Below are 12,049 nucleotides of genomic sequence, written 5' to 3' on the forward strand. Positions count from 1 at the left end.
AATGGGGGGCGCGTGGGTGGGGGCATGCTGCGGCTGCGCCACCAAGACCCACCCACCCCCCCCCCCCCCCCCCCCCCCGCCCGCGTTTTTGGCTTCGTATCGGGGTGCGGGGGAGTGTGGCTGCCTTGGTGGGGGTTGGGTGCGCGGGCTGCGGTTGAGTGGGTGGGGCTCACGTCCTTCGGACGTTCGTGAGGGGAACCCTGAGGGAATCAGATTCTCTCAGGGGTCCCCTCACGAACGCGTGCCGAAGATCAGGCGCCTGGTGGGCGGTCCCGGACTACGCAGGTCAGCCTGGCGGTGCAGGTGCGGCGGCCCTCGTCGTCGGTGAGCACGATTTCCGACGTGATGGTGCCGCGGCCGACGTGCAGGGGGGTCGCGACGCCGGTGACGGTGCCGGAGCGGACTGCGCGGTGGTGGGTGCAGGACAGTTCCAGGCCCATCGCGGCGCGGTCGGGGCCTGCGTTGAGCGCGGCGAGCACTGAGCCCAGCGCTTCGGCGACGGTGGCGTTCGCTCCGCCGTGCAGGAGTCCGTAGGGCTGGAGGTTGCCTTCGACGGGGATCGTGCCGACGACCCGCTCCGGGGTCATCTCGACGAGCTTCAGCCCGATCTTGTCGTTCAGCTGCTGGCCCGCGGCCGCGGGGTCCATGCCCGCGAACTGGTCCGGCGTCAATTCCGCCGTCTGCTCGGTCACTCTCTGCTCCTCAACCTATGCGACACGCAAGAGTGTCAGACCCTCACCCTAGACTCGCCCCCGTGAGCCCGACCGAGAACCGAACCGTTGCCAACGCCACAGGTGCCGCCGCCGCGCACGACCGCCCCCGGCTGCTGCTGATCGACGGCCATTCGATGGCCTACCGCGCCTTCTTCGCCCTGCCCGCGGAGAATTTCCGCACGAAGACCGGGCAGGTCACCAACGCGGTCTTCGGCTTCACCTCGATGCTCATCAACCTGCTGCGCGACGAGAAACCGACGCACCTCGCGGTCGCCTTCGACCTCTCGCGCAAGACCTTCCGGTCGGAGACCTATGCCGACTACAAAGCCAACCGCAGCACCACGCCGGACGAGTTCCGCGGCCAGGTCGACCTGGTTAAAGAGGTGCTGGACGTGCTCGGCATCCCGTCGCTGACGAAGGAGAACTACGAGGCCGACGACGTCATCGCCACGCTCACCACGCAGGCGGGCGAGGACTACGACGTCCTCATCTGTACCGGCGACCGCGACGCGTTGCAGCTGGTCAACGATCGGGTGACCGTGTTGTACCCGAAACGGGGAGTCTCCGATCTCGTGCGGTTCACGCCGGACGCGGTGGAGGAGAAGTACGGCCTCACTCCGGCCCAATACCCGGACTTCGCGGCCCTGCGCGGCGACCCGTCGGACAACCTGCCCGGCATCCCCGGCGTGGGGGAGAAAACCGCGGCCAAGTGGATTCGGCAGTTCGGCTCGCTGGCCGACCTGATCGACCGGGTCGACGAGGTCAAGGGCAAGGTCGGCGACGCGCTGCGCGAGCACCTGTCGTCGGTTCAGCTCAACCGGCAGCTCACCGAGCTGGTCCGGGACGTGCCGCTGGAGTCCGTGCCGGACCAGCTGGAGCTGCGTCCGTGGAACCGCGAGGCAGTGCACCGGCTCTTCGACGAGCTGGAGTTCCGCGTCCTGCGCGACCGGCTTTTCGACACCCTGAGCAGCGCCGAACCGGAGGCCGAGGAGGGCTTCGAGGTGTCCGGCTCCGCGCTGGCGCCGGGCGCGCTCGGCGCGTGGCTCGAAGCGCACGCCGGTGCGGCCGAACCGGTCGCGCTGTCGTTCCGGACGACGGGCTCGTCGGTCCGCTCCGACCTCAAGGCGGTCGCCTTCGCCACGGCCGACGGCGAAGGCGCGTACGTCGACGTCACCGCGATGGACGAGGCGGACGACCGGGCGCTGTCGGCGTGGCTGGCGGATCCGAAGATCCGCAAGATCGGCCACGATCTGAAAGTGCCGCTGCACGCGGTGCGCGCCCGCGGCTGGAAGTTCGGCGGCCTGAGCATGGACACCGCGCTCGCCGCCTACCTCGCGCGGCCGGGGCAGCGCACGTTCGGGCTGGACGACCTGGCCCTGCGCTATCTGCACCGCGAGCTGCGCTCGGAAGCAGGCGACGGCGACGGTCAGCTGTCGCTGCTCGACGGCGGCGCGGACGAGCTGGAGCAGAAGGAAATCTCCGCCGAGCTGGTGAAAGCGCGCGCGATCTTCGAGCTGGCCGGCGCGCTGGCCACCGAACTGGAGGAACTCGGCGGCGCGAAGCTGCTGGCGGAGCTGGAACTGCCGCTGCTGGAAGTGATCACCGAACTGGAAGCGGCGGGCATCGCGGTCGACGTCGACCAGCTCACCGACCTGGAGGCGCATTACCTCAGCCGGGTCACGCAGGCAGCGGAGTCCGCGTACGAGGTGATCGGCAAGCAGATCAACCTCGGTTCGCCGAAGCAGCTGCAGGTGGTGCTGTTCGACGAGCTGGGCATGCCGAAGACCAAGCGCACCAAGACCGGCTACACCACCGACGCGGACGCGCTGCAGTCGCTGTTCGAGAAGACCGAGCACCCGTTCCTGCAGCACATGCTGGAACACCGCGACGCGACGCGGCTGCGCACCACAGTCGAAGGCCTGATCAAATCGATCGCCGACGACGGGCGCATCCACACCACGCTGCAGCAGACGATCGCGGCCACCGGACGGCTGTCGTCGATCGAGCCGAACCTGCAGAACATCCCGGTGCGCACCGAGGAAGGCAGGCGCATCCGCGACGCGTTCGTGGTCGGCGACGGCTACGCCGAGCTGATGACCGCGGACTACAGCCAGATCGAAATGCGGATCATGGCGCACCTGTCGAAGGACGAAGGCCTGATCGAAGCCTTCAACAGCGGCGAGGACCTGCACACGTTCGTCGCGTCGCGCGCGTTTTCCGTGCCCGCCGCGGAAATCACGCCGGAACAGCGCTACCGCGTCAAGGCGATGTCGTACGGGCTGGCGTACGGCTTGTCGGCGTACGGCCTGTCGCAGCAGTTGAAGATCTCGACGGAAGACGCGAAAGAGCAGATGGAGGCGTACTTCTCCCGGTTCGGCGGAGTGCGCGACTACCTGCAGGCGGTCGTCGGCGAGGCCGCGAAGTGCGGTTACACCGAGACGATCTTCGGCCGCCGCCGCTATCTGCCGGACCTGAACAGCGACAACCGCCAGCGCCGCGAAATGGCCGAGCGGATGGCGCTGAACGCCCCGATCCAGGGCAGCGCGGCGGACATCATCAAGGTGGCGATGCTGAACGTGCACCGCGCGCTGGCCGAAGCGGGCGCGCGCAGCCGCGTGCTGCTGCAGGTCCACGACGAACTGGTGCTGGAAATCGCCGACGGCGAACGCTCGGACGTCGAAAAGCTGGTCCGCGAGGGCATGGGCTCGGCCGCGGAACTGGCGGTGCCGCTGGAGGTTTCGGTCGGATACGGGCGGTCGTGGAACGAGGCCGCGCACTGAGCTGAGGAGCTGAGCCCGGGGCCGGTCACCGGCCCCGGGCACGGAAGGGTCGCGGGGTTTCGCGGCGGGGAACGGAGTCGGCTGTGCATTGAGCAGTGCAGGAGTTCGGCTGCCGACCTCGAGGCAGGGTGGGTTCCGCGGACGGGAACTGGCACCGTGTTCACCCGCGCGGCAGTTGGCGGCGGAGGCAACGCGGCCGGGTGTGCACGCTTCGGCAGCGCGAGCGAGGCGATCGGCGGCATTTTCCGGCCAGCCAGCGCGAATTGGCGGCCCGGCTCGAAAGGCCCACGGCGAGTCCGAAGGCGAACAGCGGCTCGGCAACGGAATCAGCACCGAAATCGGCTGGGTGAGCATGAATCACCACCCCACACCACCCTGCCGTCTGCCCCGCCCGACCCGTTCGCGCCCGCCGCAAGTCCGAAACCGACGAACCCACCCCACCACCGTCGGCACCACCCCCGCCCCCAACGGCCCTATCCCTGTCCCACCGCCAACACGGACCGCCCCCGCGAACCCGCCGTCACCCACGAGAAGTGCCCCTACGCCGCTGAACGGGTGAGCTTGCTGCTCCAGCGTGGGCCACTTTCCGCGAACGTCGCCCGGGCTGTCGCGGGCCCGGCGTAGGGTCCCCCCGTGGGGTACCAGGCCGAGCGTCGACGCTGGCGGGTTCGCCTGCGCGACCGCACGGGCGGGATCTGCGGGGCAGGCACCATGCTCGACGAGGACCATGTGCTCACCTGCGCGCATGTCGTGGAGCGGGCGGGCGGGCCGGACGCGGACGTCCTGGTCGATTTCGTCGGGCTGACCGGCACGCCGGTCAGTACGGGCCGCGTGGTGCCGGGGGCGTGGGTGCCGCCGGGGAGGGACGAGCGCGGCGACATCGCGGTGTTGCGGTTGGACCGGCGGGTGCCGGGAGCGTCGGGCGCGCCGTTGTACCGGATGCCGTTGTCGGACGGCCAAGCTGTGCGTGCCTATGGGTTTCCAGCCGGAGCGGACGAGGGGTTGTGGACGTTCGGCGAGCTCGCCGGCGAGGGCGGGCCCGGGTGCGAATGGGTGCAGCTGGCCCGGAAGAACGACGACCAGCCGATCACGGGCGGGTTCAGCGGCACCGCTGTGCTCGACGAGGAGACCGGCCGCGTGGTCGGCATGGTGGTGTCCCGCTACCGGGCCGAGGGGGAGCGGGTCGCGTGGATGATCCCGGTCGAGACGATTCTCGGCTATCTCGGCGCGGACCGGTGGGGGCAGGGGAGTCCGGCCGTCGACCAGACTTTCGGCCGCGAACTCGACCGCGTCGCCTACGACCCGCAGTTCGCGCGCGAGGTCGTGGGCTGGTTCGGCGAGGGGCACGGCGTGTGGATCGTCGTGACCGGCGAGGCCGGGTCGGCGAAGGCCGCCGCGCTCGATCTCGCGGTGGTGCTGGCCGACCGGGAGCGTTCGGCCGCGGCGAACGAGCTGCGCGACACTCTGGCCAAGGAAACCTTGCCGCCCGCGGGAAGCGTCGATCTCGCGGTGGACGCGGCGGGCAAAACGTCGGCTCAGGTGCGGCAGCGGCTCGCCGAGCGGCTTGACCTCACGCTGGACGACGGCGTGACGCATTCGGGCGTCGGCCGCACTGTCGTGGTGAACGCGATCGACGACGCCGCCGAGCCGGAGCGGCTGATCGGCGAGGTGATCGCGCCGCTCGCGGACCGCGCCGCGAAGCTCGGGATGCGGCTCGCGCTCGGCTTCCGCCGGGAGTCGTCGCCGGGACTGACGGTGCTGCGTTCGCGCCGCAACGGAGTGCGCCCGGACGGGCTGGCGCGCCGGATTTCCGCGCTGGACAAGCAGATCGACGAACTCGCCGCGCTGGAGGAACACATCGCCGAGCTGGCTCCGCGGTTCGCGGTGAGCGACATTCCGCCCCCGCGGGTGCGTCGCCGCCGGAGTGCGGCGAGCCGGTTGCAGGAAGCGGCTGACCTCGGGGACGTCGCGTGGGCGGAGCGGCATGTCGAGGAAGTCGCCAGCGTGGTGGCGGCGGATCTGGCCGCGGCGAAGGCCGCCCGGGATCGGCTCGACGCCGCGCACGACCGCCGCACCGAGTTGCGGTTTCGCCTCGACGGCTATGGAGAGCGTGCCCGCGCCGCGGGCCGGGTGGAGGATCCGCTGCTGGATTCGTTGTATGCCAACGCCTGGCAGCTGCTGTACGAGGGCGCGTGCGATCCCGAAGAGGCCGCGGCGGCGGTCGAGGCGTTCGGCGCCGCGGTGCGCGAGGGGGATCGATGACCGCCTGCGCTCGGCCGAACTGCTCCGGAACGATCAGCCGTGCCGGATTCTGCGCGAAATGCGGCTGGGCACCGGGGTCGGAGCCGAAGAAACCCGCGCCGAAAGCCGACGCGACGCTCGTCATCCCCGCTCCGGGCGCGAGCCGGATCGCCGACACCGTCGTCACGCGTGAGCAGCAGACCGCCGGCCACGGCACCGGCGACGACTACATCCCGCTTCCCGTGGTCGTCCTGCCGGACATCGCCGGGCGGGTCCTCGCCGATCCGCACGTCGCCGAGGACGAACGGTTCTGCGGCAAACGCGGCTGCGGCGCGCCGGTCGGCCGCTCGGTCGGCGGCCGTCCCGCGCGCACCGAGGGCTTTTGCTCGCAATGCGGCACGCCGTTTTCCTTCTCTCCCAAGCTGTTCCCGGACGACGTGGTCGACGGCCGCTACCAGGTGCACGGCTGCATCGCCCGCGGCGGGCTCGGCTACGTCTACCTCGGCACCGATCTGCGGCTGAAGCAGTACGTCGCGCTGAAAGGCCTGCTCAACACCGGCGACGAGGCCGCGGTGCGGATCGCCGAGACCGAGAGCCAGGTGCTGACCTCGCTCGACCATCCCAACATCGTCCGGATCCACGACGTGGCCACGCATCCGGATCCGCACGGCGGGCCGGACGCGCGCTACATCGTGATGGAGTTCGTCGACGGCCTCCCGCTCGCGGAGGTGATGCGGCGCGGCCGCGCGATGCTCGACGGGCCCGAGGGCAGGCTGCTCGTCGAGCACGTCGTGGCTTACGGCCGGGAGATCCTCACCGCGCTCGGCTACCTGCACGAGCAGGGGCTGCTGTACTGCGATCTGAGCCCGCAGAACGTGATCCACGGCGAGAAGAGGGTCAAGCTGATCGATTTCGGCGCGATCCGCAAAATCGGCGACCAGACCAGCCCGATCGTCGGCAACCCGCGCTTCCAGATCGGCGCGACCGAACTGGACGAGCACGGGCTCACCGTGCGCTCGGACATCCACACCGTCGGCGCGACGCTGCGCGACCTGTTCCGCTGCAGCGACGGCTGGCCGCATCCGGCCGACAAACGGATCGCGCTCGGCGTCGAATCCTTCACCCAGGTGCTCGACCGCGCGACCGGCCCGTACGAGCGCCGGTTCGCCACCGCCGGCGAAATGCTGGTGCAGCTCGACGGCGTACTGCACGAGATCCTCTCGCTGCGCGATCGCCAATCGCGGCCGTCGATCTCCACTCTCTTCACCGAGGCGGCCGTACTGCTCGACGCCGGGCTCGGCCAGCCGCGGCCGGTCGGGGAGTGGGTGCGGCGCGCCCGGCGCACCGCGGGCCCGCTCGGCGCGCTGCCCGAGCCGCTGGAGATCGCGCTCGGGCTGCCGGTGCCGCACGAGGATCCGCACGACCCGGCGGTCACGTTCCTGCGCACCGTCCGCGCTCCGGATCCCGCGCGGCTGCTGAAAAAACTCGAACGCGCGGACTCGACCGTCGAGGTGGAACTCCGCCGCTGCCGGGCCTGGCTCGAACTGTCCGAAGTGGACTCGACCGGGACGGAACAAGCCGCCCAGCGCGTGGACGCCGCCGAGAAACTGCTCGGCGCGCGGGCCAAACACGACTGGCGGATCGCCTGGCATCGCGGGCTGGTCGCGCTCGCCACCGGTGCCGTGGAGGTCGCGCAGACCTGGTTCGAGCGCGTGCACCGCGACATCCCGGGCGAGGAAACCCCGAAGCTCGCACTTGGCCTGTGCGCGGAGCACTGCGACGGCCCGAAGAAGGCGGCGCGCTACTACGACGCACTGTGGGTGCGCGACCACCTGCAGGTCAACGCCGTGTTCGGGCTGGCTCGCGGGCATCTGCAGCTGGACGAACGCACGGCGGCGGTCGAGCTGCTGGACCAGGTCCCGGAGTATTCGCGGCACGACGAGGCGGCCCGGATCGCCGGAATCCGCGTGCGCGCGGGAATCCTGCCGGTCTGCGACGCACTGCCCGGCATCGAGGACCTGACCGAGGCGATCGAGCGGCTGTCCGCGCTGGAAGTGGACCGAGACACCGCGGACCGGCTCACCGCCGAGGTCCGCGAGAGCGCGCTGCGGTGCTTCCTGGCCGGGATGCGCGGGCTGCCGCCCGGCCCGGTGCTCGGCGAGCGTCTTGACGAACACGGGCTGCGGCTGCTGGTGGAGCAGTCGTACCGGCGGATCGCGCGCCGGGCCGGTTCGGCGGAGTACCACGACGCTTTGGTCGACCGGGCGAACGAGACGAGGCCGACGACCTGGGTGTAGGCGGCGAAGGGGCGAGGGATGAGCAGGGGTTGGGACGTCGAGGTCCATCAGAACCGCTACCTCGGCGAAGGCGACACCGAGATGCAGGCCGTGGTCACCGTTTCCGCGCGCGACGACGGACGGCCAGCCTCCCGGCCGCCCGGTGCGGAGGTGCTTCTGGTCGACTGCTCGACGTCGATGCGCTACCCGCCGACGAAGATCGCCGCCGCGCGCCGGGCCGCGGCCGCGGCGATCTGGGCTTTGCCGGACGGCGTCGGCTTCGCGGTTGTCCGCGGCACTGAACACGCCGAACTGGCGTATCCGCCCGAACCCGGCCTCGCGGTCGCGTCGGACGAGACCCGGGCCGCAGCGGTCACCGCGGTGGAACGGTTCGTCGCGGTCGGCGGCACGGCAATGGGCACGTGGCTGGAATGCGCACGGCACCTGTTCGCGGCAAGGCCGGACGCGGTACGGCACGCGATCCTGCTGACCGACGGGAACAACCAGTCGCAATCCGCGGAGGCCCTGCGCCGAGAACTCGACGCCGGCGAAGGCCAATTCGTCTGCGACGCAAGGGGAATCGGCGACGGCTGGCAGCGCGCCGAACTGGTCGAGATCGGCCGGGTGCTGCGCGGTTCCGTCGATTCCGTGGTGCGCGACGAAGATCTGGTCGAGGACTTCCGCGCGCTCATGGCGACGGCGCTCGCCAAGGTGATCCCGTCGGCGCGGCTGCGAATCGGCCTCACCGAACAGGTCACGCTGCGGTTCGTCAAGCAGGTCTGGCCCAGCGAATACGACCTGACCTCGCGCTGCGTTCCCGACGGCGATGGAAAAGTCGTCCTCTCGCTCGGCTCGTGGAGCGCAGGGGAGACCCGGGAATTCCAGCTCGCAGTGGAGGTCGCCGCGGACACTCCGCCGGAGTACGGCTCCGACCGGATGCTCGCGTGGGTCGAGATCGACGGCACGGAAGATTCGGTGGTCCCAGTCGTGGCGCATTGGACCCGAGACCCGGTCGCCCCGACGCTGATCGACCCGAAGGTGCGCCGCTACACCATGCACGCGGAGCTGAGCGAGGCGCTGGTGAACGCCGACGAGGCCTACGCCGCGGGCGATCACGCGCGGGCCGCGCGGGAATGGGGCCAGGCCGTCGAAATCGCGTCGCGAACCGGAAACAAAGAGGTCCTGCGACGGCTCGCCCGAGTGGTCGAAACAGACGGCGACGAGGTGCGCCTGCGCCCCGAAGTGACCCGCAGCGAACTGCTCAACCTGCTGGTCTCCACGGTCTCGAACGTCGGCGACGAACCCGGCGACGCCCGCCCCGCACCGGCTCCGGACGCCCACCCGGAGATCTGCTCGCAGTGCGAAACCCCCACCCCGCCCGGCGCGCGATTCTGCGAGGAGTGCGGGATCCGGCTGGACGGAGGCGCCGCGTGACGCTGCGGACCCGGCAGGCACTCGTGCGGATCCGGGCAGTGCTGCTGGCCGGAACCGTGCTCGCGCTGGTCACGTCGTACCTGGCGGTCAGCGGCGTGGTCCGGACCGCCGACCAGATCTCGTCCGCGACCAGCCGAGCGATTCTCGAGGTCGCGGCGGCGCGCGATGCCCTCGTGTCCGCCGACGCCGCGGCCGTCGCCAGTTTCGCGTCCGGGGAGGCGAAATTGGCCGGTCCCGGGCAGGAGTACGAAAACCGGATGGCGTCGGCAAGCCAAAGCCTCGCCCGGGTCGCGGAGTTCAACCAGGCAGGCGACCCCGGCACCGGAACCCTGCAGACTGTCGAGGGCCTGGTCGCGTCCTACTCCGGCGCGATGGGCCAAGCCGACGCGCACTTCCGGCAACCAGGCGGGGAACTCGTCGGGCTGGCCGACCTCTGGTACGCCTCGCGACTGCTGCACGGCCCCGACAATGTGCTGGAACTGCTGGGAAAACTCCAGAAGGACGAACGCACCGCCCTGGACCGCCAGATCTCCGGCGCCGGAATGAACGCCGGTCTGCTCATCCTCTGGCTCCTGCCGCCCCTTGTCCTGCTCGCCCTGCTGATCACCACCCAAGTGTTCCTCCGTCAGCGATTCCGCCGCCGCCTGAACCTGCCCCTGCTCGGCGCGACCGTCCTCGGCCTAGGCGTCGTCGCAGGCCTGCTGATGGCCTACGCCCTAGCCGGACAGCTCGACACAGTGCGCACCAGCGTGGACGCAGCAGTCGCCGTCCGGGAGAAAAGCATCGAAGCCGCCGACGCGGGTGGCCACGCCCGCCTGGCCACCCTCCTGCAACAACGCTGCGGCCCACCCGGCTGTGGGTCCACTGTGGACGATTTCCGCCAGCGAACCCAAACCGTCTCGACCGCAGCCCCCGCCCAGAACGCCATCACGTCAGCCGCCCGCGCCGTGAAGTCCGCCGGAACCGCGGCCACCGACTCCAGCGGCCTGTCCGTGCTGGTCCCCGCCGCCTTGATCCTGGTCGGCGCCCTGGTAGTCGCCGGGCTGTACCGGCGCATCGACGAATACCGGTACCGCCCATGAACTGTCCACTGTGGAAGAAACTGCTCCTGCTGGCCGCCACCGCACTGGTAGCGGCTTCCTCGGCATGCGGGTCCGCCGCGGGCAGCAACACCCTCCAGGTCATCGGAGTCTGGACCGACGCCGAAGAAGCCGCTTTCAACCAGGTCAAACAACGCTTCGAGGAAAAGACCGGCATCGAAGTCCGCTACCAGGGCACCCGCGCGGTAGAGCAGGTCCTGGCCGCCGACGTCCAGCAAGGCGCGGCCCCGGACATCGCCGTCCTGTCCAGCCCCGGCCTCCTGGCCGACTACGCCCGCCGCCAGGAAATCAAACCCCTCGACTTCCTGGAACAAAAAGCGGAATCCTTCTACGGCAGGCAATGGGTCAACCTGCAACGCCTGGGCACCGGCAAGCTCTATTCTGTTGCGGTAAAAGCCGACCTGAAAAGCGCCATCTGGTACCGCCCCGAGACCCTCCCCGGCCCGAAACCCGCCACCTGGCAGCAACTGGCGACCCTCTCCGCCAGCCTGGACACCCCATGGTGCCTGGGCCTGGCCGCCCCTCCCACCTCAGGCTGGCCCGGCACCGACTGGATCGAAGACATCCTGCTGCACTCCGCGAACCCCGAAACCTACCGCCAATGGACGGCGGGAACCCTCCCGTGGACGTCACCCCCAGTCCGCCAAGCCTTCGAAAACTGGGGCACCCTGACCCTCCGCCCCGGCGGCCTCCACGGCGGCGCCCCAGCCGCCCTGCTCACCGACTTCCGCGACGCCGCCCGCCCCCTCTTCGCCGACCCGCCCGGCTGCCGCATGGAACACCAAGGCTCCTTCGCGATGGCCAGCTACCAAACCATGCACCTGCACAACGCGACCGGCCCGAACCCCAAGCCCGGCACCGACTACGACTTCTTCCCCTTCCCCGGCTCCGGCGCGTCAGAGGTCTCGGCCGACCTGGCCACGATGTTCGCCGACACCCCGCAAGCCCGAAAGTTCCTGGACTTCCTGGTCTCCCCGGAAGCCCAGCAAATCTGGGCAGGCAACCCCAACGCCACAGCCTTCTCCGCCGGATCGGCGGTGACCAAAGACGTCTACGGCGACGAAGTCAGACGAAAAGTCGCCGACACCCTCACCTCCGGAAAACCCGTCTGCTTCGACGCCTCCGACCTGATGCCCAAAACCATGACAGGCGCCTTCTACCGGGCGATCCTGGAATACACCGCCGACCCCACCCAGCTGAACACCCTGCTGACCCGCCTGGACGACACCCGCACAAGCATCCCGAAAGACGAATGGCTGAACGTCCCTTGTGGACAGTAACCGCCTCACAGACACTCACGGCACTACCGACGCCCCAACGCCACATTGGGGCGCTAGCCCCCATCCCTAAAACCGCCACCGCCCCGCCCAACCGGTCCAGGCAGCCACTCCCCGCCCTGCACCCCGATACGAAGCCTTCCCTGCGGTTCGGGGGGGGGGGGGGGAAAACCCCCCCCCCCCCACGTCGCCCCCCAGAACCAAGACCCCAACCCGGACGGGGGGTGC

General features: G+C 70.2%; 7 protein-coding genes. 6 read left to right on the top strand and 1 reads right to left on the bottom strand.

The genetic code is table 11. The features are described from left to right. Nucleotides 1-251 precede the first annotated feature (251 nt). Nucleotides 252-647 (bottom strand): PaaI family thioesterase, encoded by a 396-nt coding sequence (locus tag ACZ63D_RS41755; protein WP_465359895.1) that lies wholly within the window; start codon nt 645-647, stop codon nt 252-254. A gap of 107 nt (nt 648-754) precedes the next feature. Between ACZ63D_RS41755 and polA the strand changes: the two genes are divergently transcribed. The 6 genes from polA (at nt 755) to ACZ63D_RS41785 (ending at nt 11,824) form a co-directional block, all read left to right on the top strand. Further along, the gene (polA, locus tag ACZ63D_RS41760; protein WP_465359862.1) at nt 755-3,493 is read left to right on the top strand and encodes a DNA polymerase I; all 2,739 of its coding nucleotides are present in this window, start codon (nt 755-757) and stop codon (nt 3,491-3,493) included. 633 nt (nt 3,494-4,126) lie between these two features. Next, on the top strand, nt 4,127-5,755 hold the full coding sequence (locus ACZ63D_RS41765; RefSeq protein WP_465359863.1) for a S1 family peptidase: 1,629 nt from the start codon (nt 4,127-4,129) through the stop codon (nt 5,753-5,755). Then, on the top strand, nt 5,752-8,031 hold the full coding sequence (locus ACZ63D_RS41770; protein ID WP_465359864.1) for a tetratricopeptide repeat protein: 2,280 nt from the start codon (nt 5,752-5,754) through the stop codon (nt 8,029-8,031). Before ACZ63D_RS41765 ends, ACZ63D_RS41770 begins: the two co-directional genes overlap by 4 nt. An 18-nt stretch (nt 8,032-8,049) precedes the next feature. Next, a complete protein-coding gene (locus ACZ63D_RS41775; protein ID WP_465359865.1) occupies nt 8,050-9,444 on the top strand; it encodes a VWA domain-containing protein in 1,395 nt (464 codons plus the stop codon). Next, nucleotides 9,441-10,526 carry a hypothetical protein gene (locus tag ACZ63D_RS41780; RefSeq protein ID WP_465359866.1) on the top strand — a complete coding sequence of 362 codons (1,086 nt, stop codon included), beginning with the start codon at nt 9,441-9,443 and terminating at the stop codon, nt 10,524-10,526. Before ACZ63D_RS41775 ends, ACZ63D_RS41780 begins: the two co-directional genes overlap by 4 nt. Continuing rightward, nucleotides 10,523-11,824, top strand: a complete 1,302-nt coding sequence (locus ACZ63D_RS41785) for an ABC transporter substrate-binding protein (protein WP_465359867.1) — start codon at nt 10,523-10,525, stop codon at nt 11,822-11,824. Before ACZ63D_RS41780 ends, ACZ63D_RS41785 begins: the two co-directional genes overlap by 4 nt. Nucleotides 11,825-12,049 lie beyond the last annotated feature (225 nt).

The organism is Amycolatopsis sp. NPDC104775 (genome assembly GCF_055583325.1).